At 60.1% G+C, this 26,459-nt stretch carries 25 protein-coding genes and 1 pseudogene; 14 read left to right on the forward strand and 12 right to left on the reverse strand.

Going from position 1 to position 26,459, the window contains the following annotated elements; all coding sequences use genetic code 11:
- Positions 1 to 20 precede the first annotated feature (20 nt).
- Positions 21 to 908 (forward strand): LysR family transcriptional regulator, encoded by an 888-nt coding sequence (locus AB4O11_RS25500; RefSeq protein WP_460129145.1) that lies wholly within the window; start codon positions 21 to 23, stop codon positions 906 to 908.
- Here the strand turns inward: AB4O11_RS25500 and AB4O11_RS25505 are convergent.
- Positions 905 to 1,525 (reverse strand): cell wall hydrolase, encoded by a 621-nt coding sequence (locus AB4O11_RS25505; RefSeq protein ID WP_034155563.1) that lies wholly within the window; start codon positions 1,523 to 1,525, stop codon positions 905 to 907. The genes AB4O11_RS25500 and AB4O11_RS25505 overlap by 4 nt on opposite strands.
- 199 nt (positions 1,526 to 1,724) lie before the next feature.
- On the opposite strand from AB4O11_RS25505, the gene AB4O11_RS25510 reads away from it, so the two are divergent.
- The gene (locus tag AB4O11_RS25510) at positions 1,725 to 2,576 is read left to right on the forward strand and encodes a CAP domain-containing protein (RefSeq protein WP_460129148.1); all 852 of its coding nucleotides are present in this window, start codon (positions 1,725 to 1,727) and stop codon (positions 2,574 to 2,576) included.
- Between the two features lie 313 nt (positions 2,577 to 2,889).
- On the opposite strand, the gene AB4O11_RS25515 is transcribed toward AB4O11_RS25510, so the two are convergent.
- From AB4O11_RS25515 to AB4O11_RS25530, 4 genes are all read right to left on the reverse strand, one after another.
- Positions 2,890 to 3,045: a DUF2474 family protein gene (locus AB4O11_RS25515; RefSeq protein ID WP_186625518.1), complete on the reverse strand. Its 156-nt coding sequence runs from the start codon at positions 3,043 to 3,045 to the stop codon at positions 2,890 to 2,892.
- On the reverse strand, positions 3,032 to 4,048 hold the full coding sequence (cydB, locus tag AB4O11_RS25520) for a cytochrome d ubiquinol oxidase subunit II (RefSeq protein ID WP_116254923.1): 1,017 nt from the start codon (positions 4,046 to 4,048) through the stop codon (positions 3,032 to 3,034). The genes AB4O11_RS25515 and cydB overlap by 14 nt, the downstream gene beginning before the upstream one ends.
- A 3-nt stretch (positions 4,049 to 4,051) precedes the next feature.
- Positions 4,052 to 5,455: a cytochrome ubiquinol oxidase subunit I gene (locus AB4O11_RS25525; RefSeq protein ID WP_116255024.1), complete on the reverse strand. Its 1,404-nt coding sequence runs from the start codon at positions 5,453 to 5,455 to the stop codon at positions 4,052 to 4,054.
- A 106-nt stretch (positions 5,456 to 5,561) separates the two neighbouring features.
- On the reverse strand, positions 5,562 to 7,886 hold the full coding sequence (locus tag AB4O11_RS25530) for an FdhF/YdeP family oxidoreductase (RefSeq protein WP_460129151.1): 2,325 nt from the start codon (positions 7,884 to 7,886) through the stop codon (positions 5,562 to 5,564).
- Positions 7,887 to 8,240: 354 nt separating this feature from the next.
- Between AB4O11_RS25530 and moaA the strand changes: the two genes are divergently transcribed.
- Complete coding sequence (gene moaA / locus AB4O11_RS25535; protein ID WP_095124584.1) at positions 8,241 to 9,239, forward strand: GTP 3',8-cyclase MoaA; 999 nt, start codon at positions 8,241 to 8,243, stop codon at positions 9,237 to 9,239.
- 36 nt (positions 9,240 to 9,275) lie between these two features.
- On the forward strand, positions 9,276 to 10,172 hold the full coding sequence (locus AB4O11_RS25540; protein WP_095113578.1) for a bestrophin family protein: 897 nt from the start codon (positions 9,276 to 9,278) through the stop codon (positions 10,170 to 10,172).
- Positions 10,173 to 10,576: 404 nt separating this feature from the next.
- Here the strand turns inward: AB4O11_RS25540 and AB4O11_RS25545 are convergent, their stop codons facing one another.
- Complete coding sequence (locus tag AB4O11_RS25545) at positions 10,577 to 11,782, reverse strand: molybdopterin molybdotransferase MoeA (RefSeq protein WP_460091276.1); 1,206 nt, start codon at positions 11,780 to 11,782, stop codon at positions 10,577 to 10,579.
- Positions 11,779 to 12,318 (reverse strand): molybdenum cofactor biosynthesis protein B, encoded by a 540-nt coding sequence (gene moaB, locus AB4O11_RS25550; RefSeq protein WP_038365659.1) that lies wholly within the window; start codon positions 12,316 to 12,318, stop codon positions 11,779 to 11,781. The genes AB4O11_RS25545 and moaB overlap by 4 nt, the downstream gene beginning before the upstream one ends.
- Before the next feature lie 289 nt (positions 12,319 to 12,607).
- Here moaB and AB4O11_RS25555 point away from each other — a divergent pair, with 289 nt between their 5' ends.
- From AB4O11_RS25555 to AB4O11_RS25590, 8 genes are all read left to right on the forward strand, one after another.
- Positions 12,608 to 13,507, forward strand: a complete 900-nt coding sequence (locus AB4O11_RS25555; protein WP_108226803.1) for a LysR family transcriptional regulator — start codon at positions 12,608 to 12,610, stop codon at positions 13,505 to 13,507.
- A 216-nt stretch (positions 13,508 to 13,723) separates the two neighbouring features.
- Positions 13,724 to 14,569: a formate dehydrogenase accessory sulfurtransferase FdhD gene (gene fdhD, locus AB4O11_RS25560; RefSeq protein ID WP_460129155.1), complete on the forward strand. Its 846-nt coding sequence runs from the start codon at positions 13,724 to 13,726 to the stop codon at positions 14,567 to 14,569.
- Entirely contained in the window at positions 14,566 to 15,051 is a 486-nt protein-coding gene (gene moaC / locus AB4O11_RS25565; protein WP_116254930.1) for a cyclic pyranopterin monophosphate synthase MoaC, read from the forward strand. Before fdhD ends, moaC begins: the two co-directional genes overlap by 4 nt.
- Positions 15,048 to 15,299, forward strand: a complete 252-nt coding sequence (locus tag AB4O11_RS25570; protein ID WP_102899228.1) for a MoaD/ThiS family protein — start codon at positions 15,048 to 15,050, stop codon at positions 15,297 to 15,299. The genes moaC and AB4O11_RS25570 overlap by 4 nt, the downstream gene beginning before the upstream one ends.
- Before the next feature lie 3 nt (positions 15,300 to 15,302).
- Positions 15,303 to 15,764 carry a molybdopterin synthase catalytic subunit MoaE gene (gene moaE, locus AB4O11_RS25575; protein ID WP_108226806.1) on the forward strand — a complete coding sequence of 154 codons (462 nt, stop codon included), beginning with the start codon at positions 15,303 to 15,305 and terminating at the stop codon, positions 15,762 to 15,764.
- A gap of 370 nt (positions 15,765 to 16,134) precedes the next feature.
- Positions 16,135 to 17,478: a chromate efflux transporter gene (gene chrA, locus AB4O11_RS25580; RefSeq protein ID WP_460091285.1), complete on the forward strand. Its 1,344-nt coding sequence runs from the start codon at positions 16,135 to 16,137 to the stop codon at positions 17,476 to 17,478.
- A gap of 409 nt (positions 17,479 to 17,887) precedes the next feature.
- Positions 17,888 to 19,252, forward strand: a complete 1,365-nt coding sequence (locus AB4O11_RS25585; RefSeq protein ID WP_460129158.1) for a glutamine synthetase family protein — start codon at positions 17,888 to 17,890, stop codon at positions 19,250 to 19,252.
- Positions 19,253 to 19,401: 149 nt separating this feature from the next.
- On the forward strand, positions 19,402 to 20,685 hold the full coding sequence (locus AB4O11_RS25590; protein WP_460129160.1) for an NAD(P)/FAD-dependent oxidoreductase: 1,284 nt from the start codon (positions 19,402 to 19,404) through the stop codon (positions 20,683 to 20,685).
- Between the two features lie 133 nt (positions 20,686 to 20,818).
- Here AB4O11_RS25590 and AB4O11_RS25595 read toward each other — a convergent pair.
- Both AB4O11_RS25595 and AB4O11_RS25600 read right to left on the reverse strand, forming a co-directional pair.
- Positions 20,819 to 21,603, reverse strand: a pseudogene (locus tag AB4O11_RS25595) (DeoR/GlpR family DNA-binding transcription regulator).
- 252 nt (positions 21,604 to 21,855) lie between these two features.
- On the reverse strand, positions 21,856 to 22,749 hold the full coding sequence (locus AB4O11_RS25600) for a LysR family transcriptional regulator (RefSeq protein ID WP_460129162.1): 894 nt from the start codon (positions 22,747 to 22,749) through the stop codon (positions 21,856 to 21,858).
- 85 nt (positions 22,750 to 22,834) lie between these two features.
- Here AB4O11_RS25600 and AB4O11_RS25605 point away from each other — a divergent pair, with 85 nt between their 5' ends.
- Positions 22,835 to 23,611, forward strand: a complete 777-nt coding sequence (locus AB4O11_RS25605) for an NAD(P)H-dependent oxidoreductase (RefSeq protein ID WP_186625485.1) — start codon at positions 22,835 to 22,837, stop codon at positions 23,609 to 23,611.
- Positions 23,612 to 23,829: 218 nt separating this feature from the next.
- Here the strand turns inward: AB4O11_RS25605 and AB4O11_RS25610 are convergent, their stop codons facing one another.
- The 3 genes from AB4O11_RS25610 to AB4O11_RS25620 all read right to left on the reverse strand — a co-directional run bounded on the left by AB4O11_RS25610 (position 23,830) and on the right by AB4O11_RS25620 (position 25,833).
- Complete coding sequence (locus tag AB4O11_RS25610) at positions 23,830 to 24,852, reverse strand: AbrB family transcriptional regulator (protein ID WP_320336573.1); 1,023 nt, start codon at positions 24,850 to 24,852, stop codon at positions 23,830 to 23,832.
- A 153-nt stretch (positions 24,853 to 25,005) separates the two neighbouring features.
- On the reverse strand, positions 25,006 to 25,428 hold the full coding sequence (locus AB4O11_RS25615) for an HD domain-containing protein (RefSeq protein ID WP_460129164.1): 423 nt from the start codon (positions 25,426 to 25,428) through the stop codon (positions 25,006 to 25,008).
- 15 nt (positions 25,429 to 25,443) lie between these two features.
- Entirely contained in the window at positions 25,444 to 25,833 is a 390-nt protein-coding gene (locus AB4O11_RS25620) for a hypothetical protein (protein ID WP_460091297.1), read from the reverse strand.
- Positions 25,834 to 25,999: 166 nt separating this feature from the next.
- Here AB4O11_RS25620 and AB4O11_RS25625 point away from each other — a divergent pair, with 166 nt between their 5' ends.
- A complete protein-coding gene (locus AB4O11_RS25625) occupies positions 26,000 to 26,431 on the forward strand; it encodes a hypothetical protein (protein WP_460091299.1) in 432 nt (143 codons plus the stop codon).
- Positions 26,432 to 26,459: the final 28 nt, after the last annotated feature.

A 26,459-nucleotide genomic window follows, 5' to 3' on the forward strand; every position in this document is an offset into this window, starting at 1 on the left:
CCTGCATGGAACGCCATGTCATGACTGCACCGGATCTGAACCTGCTGATCACCCTCGACGTCTTGCTGCGCGAAGGCAGCGTCGCCCGCGCCGCCAAATGCCTGCGGTTGAGCCCGTCGGCCATGAGTCGCGCCCTCGCCCGTTTGCGCGAAACCACCGGGGATCCCTTGCTGGTGCGAGCAGGTCGTGGCCTGGTGCCAACGCCGCGTGCACTCGAATTGCGCGAGCGGGTCAGTCATCTGGTGCAGGAAGCCGAGGCGGTTTTACGCCCTGCTGAGGTGCTCGACCCGAGCCGCTTGCAACGCACCTTCACCCTGCGCAACACCGACGGCTTTGTTGAAACCTTCGCCGCTGCCCTGCTCGCACGCATCGCTGAAGAAGCGCCGGATGTACGCCTGCGCTTTGTGCAGAAAGCCGACAAGGACAGCACGCCGCTGCGCGAAGGCCGCGTCGATCTGGAAACCGGCGTGGTCGATGACAGCACCGACCCGACACTGCACAGCCGCATCCTGTTTCAGGATCAATGGATTGGCGTAGTGCGTGAGGGGCATCCTTTGAGCACGGGAAAAATCACCAGCAGGCGCTTTGCCGGCGGCGAGCACATTCTCATTTCACGACGCGGGCGCAGCAGTGGCCCGGTCGACGAAGCGTTACTTGCGCTAGGGCTGACACGGGACATCGTCACCTCATTCGGTGGATTCTCGGCGGCGCTGACGCTGGTGCGTGAGTCAGACCTGATCGCCACGGTCCCGCAGCGTCATACCAGCAAACTGCGCACAGGCCTGCACAGTTTCGCCCTGCCCTTCGCGATGCCGGACATCAGTGTGTCGATGCTCTGGCACCCGCGCATGGACGCTGACCCGGCGCATCGCTGGTTGCGTGATTGTGTGCGGCAGGTCTGCGCCTAACGCGCGTCACCACCGGCAGGTTTGTAGAAGAGAAATTTTTTCGTTTCCGCGGTCTTGCGATATTCCTTGGCCCAGCTCGGATGCACATTGCGGTCGTGGAAATACAGCGCGCCGTTGGTGCGATCCTTGAGCTGGCGGTTCAGCGCTTTGCGGGCGATATCCTTGGCCAGCGTGTATTCGGCATCTTCCTTGACCTGATCCGGACGCCCGTCGCACCACCAGGAAAACTGGCAGCTCTTGGTTTCCGAGCCTTGTTTGACGACAGCGCAGACCGTGTCGGGGAAACCTTCGTGGCCGAGGCGATTCATCACCACACTGGCCACCGCTTCCATTTCCGGCGTGTCTTTGCCTTTGGCTTCCCAATAGATACTGCGCGCCAGGCAAGTGATCGGATCGTCCAGCGGCGCCGCGCCGGCCGGGTCGACCGCTTGCACTTCGGTCGGGGTGATGGCTTCGGCTTTCGGTGCCGGTGCGGCGCTGACCTTGTCCGCCGCTTTCTCTTCCAGCACTTGGGCTTTTTCTTCAGCCTTCGCTTTGATCGGGGCCTGATCGGTGGCCCATGCAGAGCCTGCCAACAGGGTGAATACGAGACAACCCGCCCAGCCTTTCAATCCCATGTCTGTTCTTCCGGCAGCGCCCGAGTCGGGCAAGGTGTTACGTCGGGGAGACACCCGTATCCCGGGGTCTTCGGTGAGTGTAGACGGCAAACCCAGAGACAAAGTTGCGCAGAAAAACCGCTGAATGAAGAAAAAAGACATTGCACTCACAGGGTGCCTTTCGCGCATCATGGGCGCATTCAGCTCAAGGGAGATTTCCATGCGCTTCATGCCATTCGTTTTGCGTCTTGCCGCTTTGTCCGTGGGCGTTATGTTTGCCATTCCGGCGCTGGCTGGCGATGAGTCGCAATTGATCGAGTCGATCAACAGCTACCGCAGCCAGCCACAGCGTTGCGGGTCGCAGGCATCGAATGAACTGTCACCGCTGTCGGCTGATCCCCGGCTGAGATTACGCGCCAGCGGTGCTGTCGATCTGCAACAAGCCATGGCCAGCGCCAGTTACCCGATGGTCAATGTGCAGGCAATCACCCTTAACGGCCCGCGCGATGCGGCGTCGGCGATGAAGGCGATTCAGGAAAGTTTCTGTCAGGTGGTGCTTGATCCGCAGTTCGTCGATGTCGGTGTCAGCCGCGATGATCGTGACTGGCGCATCGTGTTGGCGCGGCCGCTGCTGTCGGCCAAGCTGGGGGATGCGCAAAGTGAGGGGCAGAAGTTGCTCAGTGAACTCAACGCCGCGCGCAGCCAGGCGCGTCAGTGTGGCGGTCAGGCGTTCGCCGCTGCCGCACCGCTGGCCTGGAACGCGACGCTTGGCACGATCGCCCAGGATCACAGCCGCGACATGGCCAACAACAATTACTTCGATCACAAGGACCGCGACGGCCGCACCCCGGGCGATCGCGCGGAACTCGCCGGTTACAGCGGGCAACAGGTCGGCGAAAACATCGCCGCCGGCCAAGACACCGTGCACAAAGTCGTCGAAGGCTGGCTCGCCAGCCCCGGCCACTGCGCCAACCTGATGAACCCGCAATACAAGGAACTCGGCGCCGCCTACGCGACCGACCCGAAAAGCAGCGCCGGGATCTACTGGACCGCGATGTTCGGCGCCCAGTAAACCCAATCTCAAGTTCCCCCCCTGTGGGAGCGAGCTTGCTCGCGAAGAGGCCAGTACATTCAACATCAACGTTGTCTGTCCTGACGCCTTCGCGAGCAAGCTCGCTCCCACAATGTTCGGCGGTGTTTACATATTCTCCAACCACCACAAATCCCTGTAGGAGTGAGCCTGCTCGCGATGAGGCCATTACATTCAACATCAATGTTGTCTGACCTGACGCCTTCGCGAGCAGGCGAAGGCCTACTGGGGGTAGTCAGTGACCTCAAGATCGGCGGCAATAAAAAACCGGAGCCAGGCTCCGGTTTTTTTGGGGTCAATGGGCTCTCATGCCCGCTGCATACATCGCCAGTTTCAGCACACTGGCGACAACCGCCAGCGACACCACGCTGCCCAGCCAGATCAACAACAACCAGCCCAAACGCTGGTACCAGCGACTGCTTTTCACTTCGCGCGAATCAATGGTAGCCATCGCCAATCCTCACTTTGCCGCGGAACACGTAGTAGCTCCAGAAGGTGTACATCAGGATCACCGGCAGGATGAACAGTGCGCCGATCAGCGCGAACAACTGGCTCGACGGTGGTGACGCGGCGGCCCAGATGCTCACCGACGGCGGGATGATGTTCGGCCAGATGCTCAGCGCCAGGCCGATGTAACCGAGCAGCATCAGCACCAGCGTGAACACGAACGGCCAGTGCGTATGCCGCTGACGCAACGTGCGCAGCAGCCCGAACACCGCCAGCAAGGCCAACACCACCAGCCCGGCAAACACCTGCAGATGCCCGTGCGTCGACCAACGTGTCACCAGTTCCGGATGCAGTTGCAGGGTCCACACGCCAATCACCAGCACCATCGCCATCAACAGCAAGGCCAGCGGCCGGGTGAACAGGCGCATCCGCGACTCAAGCATGCCTTCGGTCTTGACCAGCAACCACGTGCTGCCAAGCAACGCATAAGCCACCACCAGCCCCACGCCACACACCAGCGGAAACGGCGCCAACCAATCCAGACCGCCACCGGCAAATTGCCGATCGACCACCGGAATCCCGGACACATACGCACCAATCACCACGCCCTGGGAGAACGTCGCCAGCAGCGAACCACCGATAAACGCCTTGTCCCACCAATGGCGTTTTTGCGGCGAAGACTTGAAGCGAAACTCAAACGCCACGCCACGGAAAATCAAACCGCACAGCATCAGGATCAGCGGCAGGTACAGCGCTTCGAGAATCACCCCGTACGCCAGCGGAAACGCGCCATACAACGCCGCGCCACCGAGCACCAGCCAGGTCTCGTTACCGTCCCACACCGGCGCGACGGTGTTCATCATCACATCGCGTTCCTGCTCATCCGGGATCAGCGGAAACAGGATCCCCAGGCCCAGATCGAAGCCGTCCATGATCACGTACATCATCACCCCGAAGGCAATGATCACTCCCCAGATCAACGAGAGATCGATACCTTGAATACCCATGACTCAATGCTCCTTCATAGGGGCGATAGCCGCCGAAATCGGTCGACGCGGCGTCTGCAATTCATCGCCCGCAGGCGGATGTTCGTGATGCGGCTGCGGACCTTTTTTCACCAGTTTCATCATGTAGCCGATGCCCACGCTGAACACCGTGAAATAGATCACCACGAACAGCGCCAGCGACGTGCTCATCTGCGCCACCGAGTGATGCGACGCCGCGTCATGGGTGCGCAACAAACCATAAACCACCCACGGCTGACGCCCGACTTCCGTGGTAATCCAACCGGCCAGCAGCGCAATCAAGCCGCTCGGCCCCATCAACAACACCAGACGCTGGAAGCCGCGATGCTGATAAAGCTTGCCGCCCCGGCGCAACGCCAGACCGAGCAAACCAACGAGGATCATCAACATCCCCAACCCGGCCATGACGCGGAAGCTCCAGAAAATCACGGTCGAATTCGGCCGGTCTTGTTTTGGGAAGCTCTTCAGCGCCGGGATCTGCTTGTCGAGGCTGTGAGTGAGAATCAGGCTACCGAGGTACGGAATTTCCAATGCGTATTTGGTCTTCTCCGCCTCCATATCAGGAATACCAAACAGCACTAGCGGCGTCGGGCCGTTGTCGGCGTTTTCCCAGTGGCCTTCGATGGCGGCGATCTTCGCCGGTTGATGCTCCAGCGTGTTCAAGCCATGGGCGTCACCGACCACCGCTTGAATCGGCGCAACGATCAGCGCCATCCATAAAGCCATGGAGAACATCTTGCGCACCGGCGCGGTGTTGTTGCCGCGCAGCAAATGCCAGGCAGCCGAGGCGCCGACGAAGAACGACGTCGCCACAAACGCGGCAATCGCCATGTGCGCCAGACGGAACGGGAACGACGGGTTGAACACAATCGCCAGCCAGTCCAGCGGCATCACCCGACCATCGACAATCTCGAAGCCCTGCGGCGTCTGCATCCAGCTGTTCGACGCAAGAATCCAGAAGGTCGAAATCAACGTACCGATGGCGACCATCACCGTGGCGAAGAAGTGCAAGCCACGGCCGACGCGGTTCCAGCCAAACAACATCACCCCGAGGAACCCGGCCTCGAGGAAGAATGCGGTCAGCACTTCATAGGTCAGCAGCGGCCCGGTGATGCTCCCGGCAAAGTCCGAAAACCCGCTCCAGTTGGTGCCGAACTGGTACGCCATGACCAGTCCCGAAACCACGCCCATGCCAAAATTGACCGCGAAAATCTTCGACCAGAAATGGTAAAGATCGCGGTACGTGTCGTTATGGGTTTTCAGCCACAGGCCTTCGAGTACCGCGAGGAAACTCGCCAGGCCAATGGTGATCGCCGGGAAAATAATGTGGAACGAAACCGTGAACGCGAATTGAATTCGCGCCAGGTCCAGTGCCTCCGGATTGAACATGATGATGTCCTCATCAGGACTGAAAAGCGGCAGCACGAACCCGGGCCACCGCCAGGCGCGAACGCCTGCAGCCAGTAAAATTGCCAGTGTTTTTATGAGTCGCGGGTTACGCCACCGACGACGGGATCAGGTTGCTGACCTTCGCGGCTTCGAGGCGGATCGCCACGAATTTGGAGGTCGGCGTATACGTGCGGTCGCCGTAGCTTTCCAGCGGCACCAAAGGGTTAGTCTCCGGGTAATACGCCGCTGCCTGCCCTGGCGGAATGTCGTAGGCGATCAGGGTAAAACCGCTGACCCGACGCTCGCGCTCGTCATCCCACAGCGCCACCAGATCGACCTTCTGCCCCGGTTCAAACCCCAGGCGCTGAATGTCCTGTTCGTTGGCGAAGATCACATCGCGCATGCCATAGACCCCGCGATAACGGTCATCGAGGCCATACAGCGTGGTGTTGTACTGATCGTGGGAACGCATGGTTTGCAGAATCAGATGCGGTTTCACCGGCAGGTTGCGCACGCCTTCGCTGATCAAGTGCTCGGGCAGCACGCACGGCGTGAACTGGGCTTTGCCACTGACGGTGTTCCAGACCCGATCCGAGGCGTCGTTGCCGAGGTGAAAACCACCCGGAATCAGCAGTTTTTCATTGAAGTTTTCGAAGCCCGGAATCACGTCGGCAATCAGGTTGCGGATGCGCCCGTAGTCGCCCACCACCCATTCCCAATCGATCGGATGCTTGCCCAGGGTCGCGGCGGCGATCCCGGCAATGATCGCTGGCTCGGATTTCAACTGCGCCGATTTCGGCTTCAACTGACCGAACGACAAATGCACCATGCTGAACGTGTCTTCAACGGTCACGCCTTGCGGACCTTCAGCCTGGATGTCGATGTCGGTACGCCCGAGGCACGGCAGGATCAGCGCGTCGCGACCGGTGACCAAGTGGCTGCGGTTGAGCTTGGTCGCGATGTGCACGGTCAGGTCGAGTTTGCGCATGGCGGCGTGGGTGCGCGGGGTGTCCGGCGTGGCTTGGGCAAAGTTGCCGCCCAGACCGATAAACACCTTGGCTTCGCCACGTTCCATGGCGCCGATCGCCATCACCGTGTTGTGCCCGTGCATGCGCGGCACGTCGAAGTTGAAACGCTTTTCCAGCGCGTCCATCAAGTCTTTCGGCGCGAGTTCGTTGATGCCCATGGTGCGGTCGCCCTGCACGTTACTGTGACCGCGAACCGGGGAAAGCCCGGCGCCCGGACGGCCGACGTTGCCGCGCAGCAGTTGCAGGTTGATGACTTCCTGCAAGGTCGCCACCGAGTGCACGTGTTGGGTCAGACCCATGGCCCAGCACATGATCACGCTTTTGGCACGGCCATACATGCGCGCGGCCAATTCGATGTCATGCAGCGGCACGCCGGACTGCTCGACGATGTGCTCCCAAGTGGTTGCATCGACTTCGGCCAGATAGCTGTCGAGGCCCGAGGTGTGCTCGGCAATAAAGGCGTGATCGAACACCGGTTCGCCGCCAGTCGCCTGCGCCTCGCGTTCCCACTGCAACAGAAATTTGACCATGCCGCGAATCATCGCCATGTCGCCACCCAGCGCCGGACGGAAGTAGGCGGTGTTGGTCGCTTCCCAGCCGTTGCTGAGCATTTCCAGCGGGTTCTGCGGGTTCTGGAAACGCTCCAGGCCACGCTCTTTCAGCGGATTGATACACACCACTTGGGCGCCACGTTTCACCGCTTCACGCAGCGGTTCGAGCATGCGCGGGTGGTTGGTGCCAGGGTTCTGGCCGATAACGAAAATCGCATCGGCGTGATGCAGATCCTCGTAAACCACGGTGCCTTTGCCGACGCCGAGGGTCTCGTTCATGCTCACCGCACTGGCCTCGTGGCACATGTTCGAGCAGTCGGGGAAGTTGTTGGTGCCGAACGCGCGGACGAACAATTGATAGAGAAACGCCGCCTCGTTGCTCGCGCGGCCCGAGGTGTAAAACTCGGCTTCGTGTGGCGACTTGAGGTTTTTCAAGTGATCGGCGATCAGCGCGAACGCGTCGTCCCAGCTGATTTCCACGTAGCGATCGACCCGCGCGTCGTAGCGCATCGGGTGGGTCAAACGGCCCTGATACTCCAGCCAGTAGTCGCTCTGCTGGGCCAGGCTCGACACCGTGTACTTGTTGAAGAATGCCGGGTCGACCAAACGCCCGGTCGCTTCCCAGTTCACCGCTTTCGCGCCGTTCTCGCAGAACTTCAACATACTCGCGCCGGGTGCTTCACCCCAGGCACAACCCGGGCAGTCGAAGCCGCCGTTCTGGTTGGTCTTGAGCATGGCGCGGATGTTTTTCAGGGCGTTTTCACTGCCCAGCCAGCTCTTGGTCAGGCTGATGACAGCGCCCCAACCGGCAGCGGCGCCTTTGTAGGGTTTGTAACGGTCGACTTGTGACATGGGACTCTCCATGACGATGCACACAGGCATGAACCTGATTCGGTTAAACAGCGACGGCCGACTTTCAAGGTTGAAAAGTGGTCGTTGGGTTTGCCGGGGCAAGGATATGAACCGTTACAAAACGTTGTCTAATCGCTATTAATGACCGCTTTATCGAAAGCATCTATCACGGCTAAAAAACCCTTATTTACGGGGCCTTGCGAAACTAACGGAGCAACTTTCAGCGAAAAATAATTCATCATCGACGGCATCAATCAGCTGTTCATTAAGAGTGATTGGACGGCACTTAAAGTTAGCCATAACCTGCGCTGACCAAACTCCTTCAACCGGGGTTTTCATTCTTGCGAGGCTGTCATGTCAGAGCGTGTCTTGATCGATGGTTACAACCGCCGCGTCGACTATCTGCGCATGTCGGTGACCGACCGCTGCGACTTCCGCTGCGTCTATTGCATGGCCGAAGACATGCAGTTTCTGCCACGCCAACAAGTGCTGACGCTGGAGGAAATCTATCAACTGGCGCAGAGCTTCGTCGCCCTCGGCACGCGCAAGATTCGTCTCACCGGCGGCGAACCGCTGATCCGTCCGGGCGTGGTCAAGTTGTGTGAGCAGATCGCCGCCCTGCCCGGCTTGCGTGAACTGTGCATGACCACCAACGGCTCACAACTGGGCAAACTCGCCGCGCCGCTGTTCGACGCCGGGGTCAAACGCCTGAACATCAGCCTCGACAGCCTCGATCCGCAGCGCTTCAAACAGATGACCCGTACCGGTGATCTGGCGCAGGTGATCAACGGCATCGATGCCGCGCGCAAGGCCGGTTTCACGCGCACTAAACTCAACGTCGTGGTGATGCAGGGCCGTAACGATCAAGAGATCAATGATCTGGTCAGCTTCGCGATCGACCGGCAGCTCGACGTCTCTTTCATCGAAGAGATGCCGCTGGGGATCATCAGCGAACACAGCCGTGCCGAGTCGTTTTTCTCCAGTGCGCAGGTGCGCGAAAAGATTGCCGAGCGCTACACCCTGATCGACTCGGCGGAATCGACCCAAGGCCCGTCGCGCTACTGGCGGCTGGCCGAGGCGCCGGAGATTCGCCTGGGCTTTATCTCGCCGCACAGCCACAACTTTTGTGGCACCTGCAACCGCGTGCGGCTCACCGTCGAAGGGCGCCTGCTACTGTGTCTGGGTAACGAGCATTCGGTGGATCTGAAAGCGGTGCTGCGCGCGCATCCGGGGCAACCGCAGCGGCTGGAGAAAGCCATTGTCGAGGCGATGAAACTCAAGCCGTATCGGCACAATTTCGAAGTGAACGATGATGTTCAGGTCGTGCGCTTCATGAACATGACCGGCGGCTGATCCCGCCAGTTTCATCGGTTATCGGAACCGCACAGCATGATCATCAGACCCAAGGTCAATCAGTTCGCCATTCTCTTCACCCTCAAGGGTTCGATTGCCAAGCGCATCGCCCTGCGCACGTTGATGGTCACCCTGCTCGCTTCGGCTATCGTGCTGGTGGAAATCCTCCATCCGAGCAACTTCACCAAGGTCAACGCCACGCCGTTTACGTTGTTGGGTTTGTCGCTGTCGATCTTCATGAATTTTCGCAACAACGCCTGTTATGACCGCTGGTATGAAGCTCGTAAAGCCTGGGGCGAGGTGATCGTGCACATTCGCTCGGTGATTCGCGAAACCCATGTGATTCGCGAGTCCGCTGAGCGCAAGCCGTTGTTGCTCAATCTTTGTGGTTTTGCTCATGCGTTGAACGCGCGGTTGCGTAAAGAAAGCGAAGCGGACGCCAGTAGCCAATGGATCATGCCCAAACCCGATCCGCAGACACCGGATTACAGCGGCCGCATTTTGCAGACGGTTGGCCAGCAGTGTTCCGATCTGCACCAGAACGGTGAGCTGACTGAGTGGCGCTACATGTTGCTGGCCAATCACCTGACCAGCCTGACCCAGGCGCAAGCCGTGTGCGAACGGATCAAGACCACGCCGCTGCCGTTTCCTTACACGCTGTTGCTGCACCGGACGATTTATCTGTTCTGCATCCTGCTGCCGTTCGCCATGGCCGAACCGCTGGGCTGGCTGACACCGCTGTTCACGGCGATCGTCAGCTACACATTTTTTGGCCTGGATGCGATTGCCGATGAACTGGAAGACCCCTTCGGCCGCGATGAAAACGACCTGCCGACCGACGCGCTGGTGCGCACCATCGAACGCGACATCCTCGCCGAACTTGGCGCAGAAGTGCCGCCGGCGCTGAAGCCGGTGGACTATGTGCTGAGCTGACCCTTAGCTCTGCAGACACCTCAAAACCCTGTGGGAGCGAGCCTGCTCGCGATGGTGCCGGCCCAGTCAATATCTTCGTCGACTGACCCGCCGTCATCGCGAGCAGGCTCACTCCTACAGGTTTTGCATTCACACCCGAGTATTGATGAGCGCCAAATCCATTGTGGGAGCGAGCTTGCTCGCGAAGGGGCCCTATCAGCCAAAATCAATGTTGACTGACACTCCGCCTTCGCGAGCAAGCTCGCTCCCACAGGTTTTGCGTACACCGCGGATATTGTTGAGCACCACAAAACCATTGTAGGCCTTCGCCTGCTCGCGATAGCGGTTGACCAGCCAACGCAGATGTTGACTGTGCCACCGCCTTCGCGAGCAGGCTCGCTCCCACAGTTTGATTGGTGGTGAGGTCAGAACAGTTCGTTGAAGGGGATGAAACGCAGCGGGTCGCCGAGGTTGTGCGTGCTGTTCTCGGGGATTTCCACCAGGCCGTCGGCCCAGGTTGCGCCGAGCAGGACGCCGGAGCTTTGATTCGGATAAAGCACCGCACGCCCCGCCTCCAGCTTCACCCGCAGGTATTCACGGCGGCCGCCAGCCTTGTGCCAATCGAAGCCCGCGCTGACCGTAAAACTCAGCGGCATGACATCTTCCACGCCTTGAATGCGCAGCAGATACGGCCGCGCCAACAAGCCAAACGTCACCAGTGCTGAGGTCGGATTACCCGGCAGGCCAATCACCGGCACCGTGCCGAAATGGCCCACGGTCAGTGGTTTGCCAGGCTTGATCGCCAGTTTCCACAACAGCGGTTTGCCGTTGTCGCGCAACACCTGTCCGAGGCAATCGGCATCGCCGGCAGACACCCCGCCCGTGGTCAGAATCAGGTCGGTCGCCACTTGCAATTGCTCAAGCTTGAGCCGCGTCTGCGCCGGGCGATCCGGGAGGATGCCGGCGTCGATCACTTCGCAGCCCAGCTCACGCAACCAATGGCCGAGCAATACGCGGTTGCTGTTGTAGATGCTGCCGGGGCGCAACGGCTGGCCCGGCTCGACCAGTTCATCACCGGTCGACAGCAGCGCCACACGCGGGCGACGCACCACGTGCAGTTGCGCCAGCCCTTGCCCGGCAGCGACCGCCAGTTCGAAAGGTCCAAGTCGCTTGCCAGCGCGCAGCAGGATGTCGCCGACGCGATTTTCCTGACCTTGCGCGCGGATGTTCTGCCCCGCTTTCAGCGGCTGCAAAAAACGCACGCGGCCGTCCTCCAGCACTTCGACGTTCTCCTGCATCTCGACACAGGTGGCGCCGGGCGGCAGTGGTGCGCCAGTAAAAATCCGTGCGCAGGTGCCGGGCAGCAACGTGTCCGGCGCCAGCCCGGCGTAAACCTTTTGCGAGACCTTCAGCGGCTGACGGTGCAGATCGGCGAGATTGAGCGCGTAACCGTCCATGGCGCTGTTCGGCCACGGCGGCAGGTCGAGTGTCGCCACCAGATCACTGGCCAACACCCGCCCACGCGCATCGTCGAGCGCCAGCACTTCGCCGTCGGCCAGACGTTGCTCATTGGCCATGCCGAGCAATTGGTCGAGAGCGTCTTCGACCGGCATCAGCGGTGCTTTGCTCATCCGCGTGGCCCGCAGGCTTGCACGGCTTTCAGGTGCGGGACGAAGTTGCACGGGCGATGACGGTTATCCAATTGTTCGGCAAGAATGCCTTCCCACGCCGTGCGGCAGGCACCGGTCGAACCCGGCAGGCAGCACACCAGCGTGCCGTTCGACAGCCCGGCCAGCGCGCGGCTTTGCACGGTGGATGTACCGATATCCAGAATCGAAATCGCCCGGAACAGTTCGCCAAAACCATCGATCTGTTTGTCGAACAGGCAGGCCACCGCTTCCGGTGTGCTGTCGCGACCGGTGAAACCAGTGCCGCCAGTGATCAACACCACCTGAATGCCTTCGTCGGCGATCCAGTTCGCTACCTGAGCGCGGATTTTGTACAGATCATCCTTGAGCAGATTGCGCTCGCTCAACGTGTGACCGGCCTCCAGCAAACGACTGACCAGTAATTGGCCGGACGTATCGCTGGCGTAATCGCGCGTATCGCTGACCGTCAACACGGCAATATTCAGGGGGACAAACAGGGCATCGGCTTTTGCGCTCATGGCAGTTCTCCGGCAGCAGTCAATCAACATTGCCGAGCAGCCTAAGTGCCACTTATGAGTACTGTCTAATCACTCTGGCCAACCACATTATCGACCGCCTCTATCGGTGCCTTTCACTTTGCTCAAGGCCAGTAAAACCGGGCGTGATAGAGCTGATCGATAGTCCCTTAAACACTTCCGATTGGACGAACAACCGTTCAGATGAGATCGTCGCCCCCTGCGCTTTTCGTGCGACTCGCGCATCCGCGTCAATACTCAATCAAAAAATTCCCATCGAGCAGGTGCCATCGTGGACATCAAACAACTCAAGTTCCTGATCGCGCTGGACGAAACCCGCCACTTCGGCCAGGCCGCCGCACGCTGCCACATCACCCAACCGACGCTGTCGATGCGCCTGCGCAATCTGGAAGACGAGCTGGATCTGGTGCTGGTCAACCGTGGCCAGCGCTTTGAAGGTTTCACCCAGGCCGGCGAGCGTGTGCTGGCCTGGGCGCGCACCTTGCTCGCAGCGCATGACGGATTGTTCGCCGAAGCGGCGGCGTGTCGCGGGCAATTGGTGGGTAGCTTGCGGTTGGGACTGGTGCCGCTCAGTAGCTTCAACCCGGTCAATTACATTCAGGGGTTGTCAGGGACGTATCCGGAGTTGAAGTTCAGTCTGTCGTCGCTCAGTTCCGACGAGATCATTGCCGGGTTAGGCAATAACCAACTGGACTTGGGCGTGTGCTATCTGGATCACGTCAACCCGAACTATTTCGAGTTTTTCGAGATCGGTGAAACCCGCGTCGGCCTGCTCTACGACAACCGGCATTTCCAGTTCGAAGGCTCGGAAATGAGCTGGGAAGACGCCGCCGAACTGCCGCTGGGGATGATTACCGCCGGCATGCATTACCGTAAATCCATCGATTTGAGCTTCCGCAGCCGTGGCCTCAGCCCGCAGCCGATCATGGAAAGCGACTCCACCTATCAGCTGTTGCAGGCGATTCACCAAGGCTTCTGCTGCGCGATCATGCCGCTGGACAGCGGCCTGGAAGAGCCGATCGAGCACTTGTCGTTCATGCAGTTGCCGGATGCCAGTGTGCTTGCGCCATTGGGCCTGGTGATGCGCAAGACCGAACCGCGCTCGGCGATTGCCGAGAAGTGTTTTGCCGAGGCGCGGAAGTTGTTTGGGGTTGAGGTTTCTGCCGAATAAATGATGGTGAATGTAAGGCCGCCTTCGCGAGCAAGCTCGCTCCCACAGTTGAAATGCATTCCCCTGTGGGAGCGAGCTTGCTCGCGAAGAGGCCCGAACAGTCGATACAAATCCTGGTTGATCGAGCAAAGCAATCACCACATCAGAACAAGCGATTGGACGCACTTTTAACGCCCCCGTAGCCTGAACACTCTTCAGCGCTTCGGGACTTTCAAGATGCTCTGCCACGTCGAAACCCTCACAGAATCCGCCACCGAGCCCAACGCCCCCGCCCCGCAACCGGCGCAAGTGGCGTTTCGCGAATACCTGCCCGACGCCACCATCACCCACGCCGCGCTAGCCTCGGAAATCGCCCTCGCCATCACCTACAACGGCCTCAGCCAAGCGGTGATGATGGTCTCGCCCGGCAACCTCGAAGACTTCATCCGTGGCTTCAGCCTGAGCAACGCGATCATCGACAGCGTCGACGAGATCTACGATATCCGCCTCACGCATTTCGATCAGGCCTGTCAGGCCGATGTGCAGATTTCCAGCCGGGCGTTCTGGGCCTTGAAGGATCATCGTCGGCAAATGACCGGCACCAGCGGTTGCGGCATCTGCGGCGTTGAAGCGCTGGAGCAGGCGCTGCCGCAACTGCAGATTCTGCAACCTTCACCGCTGCCGCCGGCAGAGCATTTCGACGGCATTCGCCAACGCATCGAAGCCGCTCAACAACTCGCCCGAAGCAGTTGCGCCCTGCACGCCGCGCTGTACTTTGACGCCAACGGTGAAGCGCTGCTGTGCCGCGAAGACATCGGCCGCCACAACGCCCTCGACAAGCTGATCGGTGCGATGCAATTCGACGACATCAATGCTGCTGAAGGCTTCGTCGTGGTGACCAGCCGTTGCAGTCTCGAACTGATCCACAAAGCCGTGCGCGCCCGCCTCGGCACCCTCGTCAGTCTGTCCGCGCCAACCGCTTTGACTGTGCGGTGGGCACTCAAGCACCGGCTTAATCTGATCCATGTGCCGCACCGCAACGCCCCGCGAATTTACAGCCCGATCCAGGAGCATTCCGCATGAGCCACACCCTCACCCACCTCGACGATCAGGGCCGCGCTAACATGGTCGACGTCAGCGACAAAGCCGCGACCCGCCGCGAAGCCAGCGCGCAAGCCTGGGTGCAGATGCGTCCGGAAACCTTGCAGATGATTCAGGCCAACGGTCACCCGAAAGGCGATGTCTTCGCCGTGGCGCGGATCGCCGGGATACAAGCGGCCAAGCGCACTCACGAACTGATCCCGCTGTGCCATGCGTTGCTGCTCAGCTCGATTCAGGTCGAGTTGAAGGCTTGCGAACCGGATCGCGTGCAGATCAACAGCACCTGCCGCCTGACCGGCCAGACCGGCGTCGAACTCGAAGCCCTGACCGCCGCCAGCGTCGCCGCGCTGACCATTTACGACATGTGCAAAGCGGTGGATCGGGCGATGGTTATCGGTGATATCCGCTTGCTGAGCAAACAGGGCGGACGCTCCGGCCACTTTCAATCGGAGGACGCGCGATGATCCTGATCAACTACTTCGCCAGCTACCGCGACCGGCTCAATCTGGGCGGTGAAAAAATCCCGCTGACCGAGGCTTTGGGCAGCGTTGAAGATGTCCGGCAAATGCTCATGCAGCGCGGCGATCTGTGGCGCGAAGTGCTCGGTGCCGGGAATCTGATGTGCGCGGTGAATCAGGAACTGTGTCAGCCGAGCCAGGTGATTGAGGATTTCGATGAGATCGCGTTTTTTCCGCCAGTGACCGGGGGTTGATCGATGGCTATTCGAGTCCAGCACAAAAGCTTCGATGTCGGCCAGTTGACGGCTGATCTGCACGCGCGCAACCCACGAGTGGGTGCGGTGGTGAATTTCATTGGTTATGTGCGTGATCTGAACATTGGCCAGAGCGTGAATGAGCTGTTTCTTGAGCACTATCCGGGCATGACCGAAAAAGCTCTTGAGCAGATCGCCGCAGAGGCCCGCGAGCGCTGGCCGCTGTTGGGGGTGGAGATTGTGCATCGGGTTGGCGCGTTGTCGGTGAGTGAGCCGATCGTGTTTGTCGGGGTCAGCAGCAAGCACCGGCACATGGCGTTTGAAGCCTGCGCGTTCATCATGGACGTGCTCAAGACCCGTGCGCCGTTCTGGAAGCGTGAGACTACGCCTGTGGGTTCTCACTGGGTCGAGGGCCGTGAGAGCGATCGGGATGCGGCGTTGCGCTGGAGCCTGGCGCATGCCTGAAAAGCAAAAGCCCCTCATCGGAACGCCGCCCTCCTAACCCTCTCCCCGAGGGAGAGGGGACTGATTGGGGGATATTGCAGAAGTACGCCGACGTGAAGGAATTGTGGTGAATCCATGACCGACCAAACCTTTCAAGGTCGATGTGAAACGCAAATTACCTCGGTACGCAATCTCTCCCTGAGTAGCTGGCCGGCCGCTCGCCCTCAGGCGTCTGGCTGATGACCCAATCCATAATCGACTCGATCTTTCAGGTCGACGGATAGCACCAGACACCTCGGTCGGCCCCCTCTCCCTCTGGGAGAGGGCTGGGGTGAGGGTTAAAAGTCTGATTAGATAGCCGCTCCGCCAGGATTCAACTCCGGAGTCTCGCTTGAGCACAGCGCCGAACAACCTGCCCCGCCCCGATCCCGTCACCCTGCGCCAGGCCTGGCGCTTCTGGCTGAAACTCGGCTGCATCGGTTTCGGCGGCCCGGCCGGGCAGATCGCGATCATGCATCAGGAGCTGGTCGAGCGTCGGCGCTGGATCTCCGAAAAACGTTTCCTGCACGCACTCAACTACTGCATGTTGCTGCCCGGCCCCGAGGCTCAGCAATTGGCGACGTACATCGGCTGGCTGCTGCATCGCACCTGGGGCGGTGTCATCGCCGGAGCGCTGTTTGTGCTGCCATCGTTGTTCATTCTGATTGGCTTGTCGTGGCTGTACGTCGCTTTCGGTGACGTGCCAGCGGTGGCTGGAGTGTTTTACGGGATCAAACCGGCAATCACCGCGATAGTGCTGCACGCCGCGCATCGCATCGGCTCGCGCGCCCTGAAGAATGCCTGGCTATGGGCGATTGCCGGGGCGTCGTTTGTGGCGATTTTCGCCTTCAATGTGCCCTTCCCTTTGATCGTCCTCGGGGCTGCGTTGATCGGCTATCTGGGCGGACGATTCGCCCCTCGGCGGTTCAACAACGCAGGTACGCGCAACAGCGAGAAATCCTTCGGCCCGGCGTTGATCGACGACGATACGCCGGCGCCCGAACACGCCCGTTTTAGTCTGCCGAAGCTGCTGCGCTTGGGGTTGATCGGCGCAGTGCTCTGGTGTTTACCGATGGCGTTACTGACGGTGCTGTTTGGCTGGGACGGCACGTTCACGCAAATGGCCTGGTTCTTCACCAAAGCCGCGCTGCTTACCTTCGGTGGCGCCTACGCGGTGCTGCCTTACGTCTATCAGGGTGCCGTCGGGCATTATGGCTGGTTGACGCCGACGCAGATGATCGACGGTCTCGCCCTCGGTGAAACCACCCCGGGCCCGCTGATCATGGTGGTGGCGTTTGTCGGTTTCGTCGGTGCCTACGTGCAACCGGCGTTCGGCCCCGAACATGCCTTTGCCGCCGGGGCGCTGGCGGCAACGCTGGTGACTTGGTTCACTTTCCTGCCCTCTTTTCTGTTCATCCTCGCCGGCGGGCCGTTGGTGGAATCGACGCACAACGAACTGAAGTTCACCGCACCGCTGACGGCGATCACCGCTGCCGTGGTCGGGGTGATTCTGAATCTGGCGTGTTTTTTCGCCTACCACGTGTTCTGGCCGAACGGTTTTGCCGGGAAACTGGATCTGTTTTCGCTGATGCTGGCGGTTGCGGCAGCATTGGCCTTGTTCGTTTTCAAACGCGGCGTGATCAGCGTGTTGATCGTTTGCGCCCTCGCCGGGCTGGGCTTTGAGCTGACGCGCTGAAGCGGGGCCTGTGAATCTCCCGTTTACAGGCCCGCGAATTCCCCCTTACTATCCGGGCACACCGGTCGGCGGGTCAGCCCGCCACCGACGTTTTCCGCCAACGGAAACACGCGTTATGAGTACGTCACCACAACAACGAAAATCGTTGAACGTCTCTACCCTGAGCGCCCTCTCCCACAGGGGCGGCGTATGAATCGTATCGTCAATCTCCCCATGGCCCTGCGCCGTTCCAAGCTGCGTCACTCCGCACGCCCGCCGGATATCGCCCGGTCTGTCTGATCGCGTCCGTTAAAGAACCGCGACAGTCCCCTACTTCTTGATATCCCTGCCAGGACACCTACGCCTTTTTGTCGCGTCGTGTCCGGCCCGAATCTGCGCGCCTGCGCGGCGCCATCGTGAGTGATTGATTATGAAATTCGCAGCCATCGAAGACGCACGCCTGTTCCTTGAACAGAACCCCGATATCGACATGATCGAGCTGTTTATCCTCGACGCCAACGGCGTGCCGCGCGGCAAGCTGTTGCACCGTGAAGAACTGCTCGCCGTGTACCAAAGCGGTCGGCCACTACCCAGCACCATCCTCGGTCTGACCGTACAGGGTGAAGACGTCGAGAACTCCGGTCTGGTCTGGGATGTCGGCGACATCGACTGCCGCGCCTATCCGCTGGAAGGCAGTCTGGTGCGCCTGCCATGGCGCAAGATTCCGACCGCCGCCGTGCAGGTCAGCATGCACCCGACCGAGGGCATGCCCGCCAGCATCGCCGACCCGCGACACTTGCTGATCAAGGTTATCGACGGGCTCAAGGCCGAGGGGTATCACCCGGTGATGGCGTGTGAACTGGAGTTCTATCTGCTCGACGCCAAACGCGATCACAACGGTCGCCCGCAACCGGCGCTGGACGCTGACGGTGGTCGACCGCGACATACGCAGGTTTATGGTTTGCGCGAGCTGGAACAGATCGAACCATTCCTCGCCGACCTCTACAGCGCCTGCAAACTGCACGGCATTCCGGCGCGCACGGCGATCTCCGAATACGCCCCGGGCCAGGTGGAAATCACCCTCGAACATGGCGACGCGCTGGAGGCGATGGATCAGGCCGTGCGCTACAAACGTCTGGTCAAAGCCATCGCCCACAAGCACGGCATGCAGGCGACCTTCATGGCCAAGCCGTTCGATGATCTGGCCGGCACCGGCATGCACATGCATGTCAGTCTGGCCGATGGCGCGGGACATAATCTATTCGCCTCGGAAGACCCGGCCGGCACTCCGCTGCTGCGCACGGCGATTGGCGGCATGCTCGCGTCCTTGCTCGACTCGTTGCTGCTGTTCTGCCCGAACGCCAACTCGTACCGGCGCTTTCAGGCCAACAGCTACGCACCGCTGGCGCCGACCTGGGGTGTCGACAACCGCACCGTCAGCCTGCGCGTACCCGGTGGCCCGGCCAATACCCGACACATTGAACACCGCATCTGCGGCGCCGATGCCAACCCGTATCTGGCGGCAGCGGCGATCCTTGCCGGGATTCATCGTGGCATTCGTGAAGACCTTGATCCGGGTGCACCGGTTGAAGGCAATGGCTATGCGCAGGCTAAGGAATTGCTGCCGACCGATTGGCTGACCTCGCTGCAGGCGCTGGAGAATTCGGTGTGGGCGCGGGATGCCTTGGGGCAGGAATTTCTCGGGGTGTATCTGGCGGTGAAGCGTGCAGAGTACCGGCAGTTCATGGCGGAGGTGGGTGAGCAGGATTGGCGGTGGTATCTCACCGAAGCTTAACGATCCGACACCGAACCTGTGGGAGCGAGCTTGCTCGCGAAGGCGTCGTCACATTCAACATTTTGGGTGACTGACACATCGCTTTCGCGAGCAAGCTCGCTCCCACAGGGGACTGCACTCCGACTTCCGAATTTTGTGTGGACACCGACATGACCGAACGCTGCAATTCCTACTACACCGCCACCCTTAACCAGGACACCGACTACCCGACCCTGCAAGGTCGACACACTGTCGATGTGGTGATCATCGGCGGCGGCTTCACTGGCGTCGCCACTGCCGTCGAACTCGCCGAAAAAGGCCTGAAAGTCGCCATCGTCGAAAGCCACAAGATCGGCTGGGGCGCCACCGGGCGCAACGGCGGACAAGTCACCGGCAGCCTTTCCGGCGATGGTGCGATGCGCAAACAGATGCGTCCGAAACTCGGCGATGACGTCGATGATTTCATCTGGCACCTGCGCTGGCGCGGACATGAAATCATCCAGCAACGCGTCGACAAGTACGGCATTCAATGCGATCTCAAACACGGCCATTTACACGCCGCGTACAAACCCAGCCACATGACCGACTTGCGCAAGGATTATGAAGAAGCCGTGCGTCGCGGATTAGGCGATGAAGTCAGCCTGCTCGACCGCAGCCAGGTGCGTGATCTGCTGCAAAGCGACCTCTATCACGGTGCAATCAAGAACACCCGCAACATGCATCTGCACCCGCTCAACCTGTGCATCGGTGAAGCGCGAGCGGCGGAAAGTCTTGGCGCGCTGATCTTCGAAAACAGCGAAGTGCTGGAGATCATTCACGGCGCTTCGCCTGGCGTAAGAACCGCCCACGGCCAGATCGACGCCAAGCAGGTGATGCTCGCCGGCGACGTCTATCACAAGCTCGAACCGGGACAGCTCAAGGGCAAGATTTTCCCGGCCATGGGCGGCATCGTCACCACCGCGCCACTGGGCGATCTGGCAAAACAGATCAACCCCGAAGACCTCGCGGTGTACGACTGCCGCTTCGTCCTCGACTACTACCGCCTCACCGCCGACGGCCGCTTGCTGTTCGGTGGCGGTGCCAACTACAGCGGCAAGGATTCACGGGACATCGCCGCCGAACTGCGCCCGTGCATCGAGCAAACCTTCCCGGCGCTCAAAGGCGTGCAGATCGATTACCAGTGGAGCTGCGCGATGGGCATCGTCATCAACCGCATTCCGCAACTGGGCAAGCTCTCTGACAACGTCTGGTATTGCCAGGGTTACTCGGGGCACGGCATCGCGACCACACACATCATGGGCGAAATCATGAGCCGCGCGATCACCGGGCAGATGGAGCAGTTCGATACGTTTGCCGCGTGTCAGCACATTCGTGTGCCGATGGGGGATTTGCTCGGTAACCCGTTGCTGGCGGCGGGGATGTGGTATTACCAGATGCTCGAGCGCCTGCGCTGAAACATGTGTTGAATATACCGGCCCCTTCGCGAGCAAGCTCGCTCCCACAGTTGATCGAGTTCTATCTCAGAAACGCGTTCGAATGTGGGAGCGAGCTTGCTCGCGAAGGGGCCATCAAAACCACCGCAAAACCTCAATCCGGCAACTGCTCGACGACAATCCCCAACCGCCGATAATCCTCGACACTCCCCGACGCCACATGCCGTTCGGTAATCAGCGTATGCAGGCGCGTACAAGGCGCCACCACAAACGGCTCCACCGCTCCCAACTTGTCCGCCGAAGTCACCGCTATCACCCGCGTCGCGCCCTCCAGCATCGCCTGCTTCACCGGCACTTCATCGAAATGCAGCGAGGTAATCCCCACCTCCGGATGAATCGCGCACACCCCGGTAATCGCCAGATCCGCCTTGATCCCCGCCAGCAGCCGCAGCGCCTCATGCCCACCCGCCGCCATCGTTCGCGGGTTCAACTGGCCGCCAGCAAGAATCACTTTCACAGCCTTGAATTCGGACAAGGCAATCGCCGTCATCGGTGAAGCGGTCACCGCCGTGATGCTGATATCTGCACGTAACGAGCGCGCCACTTGCAGCGTGGTCGAGCCGGAATCGAACAGCACAATCTGCCCGTCCTCCACTTCCAGCGCCGCCCGTTGCGCCAAGCGAATTTTCACCTCATCCGTCTCGTCCAGCCGCGTGAAGTAATCCTTGCCGGAGTCTTTTGGACGCGGCAACGCGCCGCCGTGGACACGCTGCACCAGCCCGCCATTGTCCAGTTCGGCGAGATCGCGGCGGATGGTGTCTTCGGACACCGCAAAGTGCTGGCTCAATTCGGAGGCCATGACCTTGCCGTCACGCTCAAGGAGCAAAGGATTTTCTGCCGGCGCAGGGATGGCAGTTCAGCCGCGGAATGATCGTGCATGGTTATGCCTGTTTATGCTTGTAGTTGCAGGTTTTTGCGAGCTTAGCCAAAGCCCTGAGCAAACACAAACCGGCGGGGTATCAATCGTTTCGATCATTGGAATCAACAAGGCGAATTTTTTCTTTGCTTTCAACCTGTTCAGAATGGCCCCACTCTAAAAGGCTCAGGATGAATACCTCATGAATCTCAATTTTGCGTTTGCGTGCATGATCGTCGTGTCGTTTGCGATTGCCCTGGGTCACGCCTAAGGCCTCAGACCGAAGCCAGCAATTGCTCGCGCAGCCATTTGTGCGCCGGATCGCGGTGCGAACGTTCGCCCCAGAACATCGCCATTTCGTAACCCGGCACTTGCAGCGGCGCGTCGACCACTTGCAAGGCCGGGTTGCCACGCACCAGACGTGACGGCAGCATCGCCACCAGATCGGTGCTCGCTAACACCGACATCGCCATCAGAAAGTGCGGCACCGACAACACCACTTTGCGCATCAACCCGACATCGGCCAACGTCCGGTCAGTCACCCCGAAAAAGCCCCCGCCCTCGCGCGACACCATGACGTGCTCCAGCGCGCAGAACTGTTGGCGGCTCGGCGCATGCATCAAATCTGGATGTCCGACTCTACCGGCGAGCACATAACGCTCGGTGAACAGCGGACGTCGATGCAACTCCGGCGGCGCGTCTTCGCTGATGTGCAGCGCCAGATCGAACACGCCCTGCTCGGCCTGTTTGATCAGATGCGCCGGCGTCAGATCGATCACCGCCAGACGCGTGCCCGGCGCCTGCTCGCGCAAGCTGCTCAGCGCCGGCAGCACCACCGTCGACTCGCCGTAATCGGTCGCGGCGATCTTCCAGGTGTGGGTCGCCTGCGCCGGATTGAACGCACTGGCCGGCGCCACCGCTCTCTCCAACGCCTCCAACGCTTCGCGCAACGGCTCACGCAACTCATCGGCGCGCGCCGTCGGGCGCATGCCGCGCGGCCCGGGCAACAGCAGCGGATCACCAAAGATGTCGCGCAACTTGGCCAGATGCACACTCACCGAAGGCTGCGACAGGTTCAGGCGCTGCGCCGCGCGGGTGACGTTGTGCTCCGCCAGCAGTACATCGAGGGTCAGCAGCAGATTGATATCCAGCCGTCTCAAATTATTCATAGCTATACCAGACATATCAGACATTCATTTCCAATATACCGGGTGAACGCCGATCCTGCAGTCACTCAGCTAACGGAGCTTCAACATGAACGTCTTACTCGTTTACGCCCATCCAGAACCGACCTCCCTCAACGGCTCGCTGCGCGACTTCAGCGTCCAGCGCCTGCAAGCCGCCGGCCACACCGTGCAGGTCTCCGACCTCTACGCGATGAACTGGAAAGCCACCCTCGACGCCGACGACGCCCCGCAGCGCGACGCGACGAAACCGTTCCACGCCTCGCTCGACTCGAAAGTCGCCTACGCCGAAGGCACCCAGGCTGCCGACATCGCCCGTGAGCAGGAGAAACTACTCTGGGCGGATGCGCTGATCCTGCAGTTTCCACTCTGGTGGTTCACCATGCCGGCCATTCTCAAAGGCTGGGTCGATCGGGTGTACGCCTACGGTTTTGCCTATGGCGTCGGTGAGCATTCCGACAGTCGTTGGGGCGAGCGTTATGGCGAAGGGAAAATGCAAGGCAAACGGGCGATGTTGATGGTCACCACCGGCGGCTGGGAATCGCACTACGCACCGCGTGGGATTAACGGGCCGATGGATGATTTGTTGTTTCCGATTCAGCACGGGATTTTGTATTACCCCGGTTTTGAAGTGGTGCCACCGTTTGTGGTGTATCGGACGAGTCGGATGGATGCGGCGCGGTATGCCGAGACTTGTGATGAGCTGGGGCGGCGGCTGGATGAGTTGTGGAGTGCACGGCCGATTGGGTTTCGGCAGCAGAATGGTGGGGAATATGAGATTCCTGCTTTGACCTTGAAGAGCGATATCGCGCCGGATAGCGAAGGCTTCCAAGCACACATCCGCTAGCGCCGCATTGCCCTCACCCCAGCCCTCTCCCAGAGGGAGAGGGAGCCGACCGTGTTGGATGTTCGAGTTACGCCGACCTGGTATATCGAGCCGAACTCAAATTTCGAACAGCCCACAATCGGCTCCCTTTCCCCCTCGCCCCCCTTGGGGGAGAGGGCTGGGGTGAGGGGGATGGATCTAACTGACACGCCGCAACATGCAGGCATCAGTGGCTCCGGTCAGGCTTCTTCGCGCGCCCGCCGCACCTGCACCAACAACGCCGGCGCGAAATGCAGCAACACCATCCGGCTCAAATGATGCGTCAGAATAAACACCACATTCAGCCCGCCACCAAACGCGACAATCGCAATCGTCTCAATCGCCCCCGGCATGTACGCCAGCCACAGCGACAGTGGATCACTGCCCAACCAGCGCGCCGCGACTTCAGCAAACACAGCCGCAACCACGATCATCAACCCAACCGAGACCAACGCCGTGCGGCCGTGACGCGTCAGCTCCGCGAAGCCGAGACCTTGAAATCGTGAGCCGATCCGCACGCCGAGAATCAGCGCTGCGAGATTCAAACTCCAGTCCGGCATGTGAAACCCGTGCAACCATCCCGATTTCACAAACACCGCCGTAATGATGATCGCCGTGAGCATGAACGGCGCCGGTACGCCGATCACCAGCAGCAAGCGCCCGAGCAGCACGCTCAACGCGATCACCGAAAACGCGGTCAGTGCCATGCCTGTCGTTAAAGGATCACCATCGGCAACCGCCACTGCAGCGGCTTGCCCGGGAATCAGGAAACTCACCAGTACGGTGATCAACAGCAAGCGCATCAAGTGCACGATGATGACCTTGCTCGATGCCTTTTCCGATTCGAGCAAATCAAACACCGCCGCCAGCGCACCGGGATAAACCGCCAACAGTGCATCGGTGCGATTCCAGCCTGCACCGCGCGTCAGCCACCATCCGGCCAATGCGATCTGCACCGTCAGGCAAATCAACAACACACCAAGGCTCGGCAACATCGTCGAGGCCGTCGCGCTGTCCCACGCTTCGAACATCAGCCCGGTGGCGATGCCCAGCGTGACCTGGATGTAGCCGAGTCCATAGGGAGTTGCCGGTGCGATACCGGTTTTACTGGCAAACAATGCGGTGACGACAATCGAGCCTAACAGCAGGCCATGCGGCACGCCTTCGAACTGCAACAGCGCGCCGAAACCGGCAGCCATCAACAAACAGAGAATGGATTTCATAGTCGCCTTCCTGGCTAATAAACTGACCCAACATCACCCAATAATGATTAGTCCCTGTGGGAGCGAGCCTGCTCGCGAAAGCGTCTTGCCAGTCGCAGATAAGTCACTGACTCGACGCCTTCGCGAGCAGGCTCGCTCCCACAGGGATTTCGTTCACATACGCAACCGTGCAATCGCCCTTCGATACTTTTCGACTCGCTCCAGATCTTCCCAACTCGGCGAGGCAATTCGCGACAAGTCACTGTTCTCTTCCAGATCCGCCAGCTTCACCACCCGACCGATCGGGTTCTGTGCGGCGCGGTCGACGAAGTCTTCATAGGATTCGCCCGGCACTTTGGTCACCGATTCGATAGCGCTCAAAACTTCCTCGCTGAAGCCTTCCTTGCGCAAATCATCGAGGCTGATACCGCAATCCTCAACCACGTCATGCAGCACGGCAACGATACGTTCTTCCAGCGTGCTCATGCGTAACATGACTTTCAGCGGATGCAGAATGTACGGCGCACCGCCCTTGTCGACCTGCCCGGCGTGGGCCGTGGCGGCGATGGCGATAGCACGTTCGAGGGTCTGGGTCATGAGAGTCTCCGTGGGTTAAACGCCATAGCGGCCGCCGACATGGATGTTGCGTTTGAGCCAGTTGCTGATCGCTTTAAGCCGTCCGGTTGGCTTCGTTGGCTCGGAATGACGCTGAAGAATCAGCGACACCAATGTGGCCTGATCGGCTTTTGGACGGGCATCGATCAACTCGACAACCCACGCGCAATCGGCCTTTTTCAGATGCTCGCGCCACTCTCCCGGCCAGGCATCCAGCTCATCCAGCGCCAACCATCGGGCACCGCCATGCTCCATATGCCCGCCGGACATCGACTGCTCGAAACAGAAAGGCGTGTCTGGCTTGGCAGGGTCAATGTGGAACAGGTAGATGTCGTGGAATGGGTGCTGCGAGGGGGACGCATTATTGCGGCTGCCGATTTCGATCATGGGCAATGTTCCAATCCTTGGGCGCTGAATGTTTCCGATTGTTTCGCAGTGTACGCCATGGGAGCAAATCAAAAACCCGATGGAACCTCCCTCCTCCGCGCCGTCTCGAAACTATAAAGCGCCAACATGATTGATCAGACCCGGCGCCATTGAAGAGGAAACCCCGATGAACATTCGCTTCCTGCTTCTGATCGCCACCTTCGCCATCATCCCCACCTGCGTCATGGCCGAAGGCTGCGACGTCCAGACCCAATCCTCCAGCGCCTCAGTGCCGTCGGTCGAAAGCCACAGTTGTTATGAATACGAAGGCATGCCGGTGAACTCAATCGACTGGTCGTGCAGCAACGAAAGCAAAGACATGCTCAGCAGCACCAAAACAAAGGTCGAGCACTGCGCCGATCACTATCAGGCTACATGTATCGCCACGATTACCCAGGAATCTCTGGCCAACCCGCATTCCACCAGCAAGGACAAGAACGCCAAGGCATTGAACATCCCCGACAACGCTCAGGTGACCACGTATTACTACGACATGGAGCATTTGGCCCAGGCGCGGATTGATTGTGAGAATGGTGGCGGGCATTGGAAAACGAAGTAAGAGTCTGGCAGGCATTAAAAGCCCGGCT

The sequence above is a fragment of the Pseudomonas sp. H1_D05 genome (genome assembly GCF_054682705.1).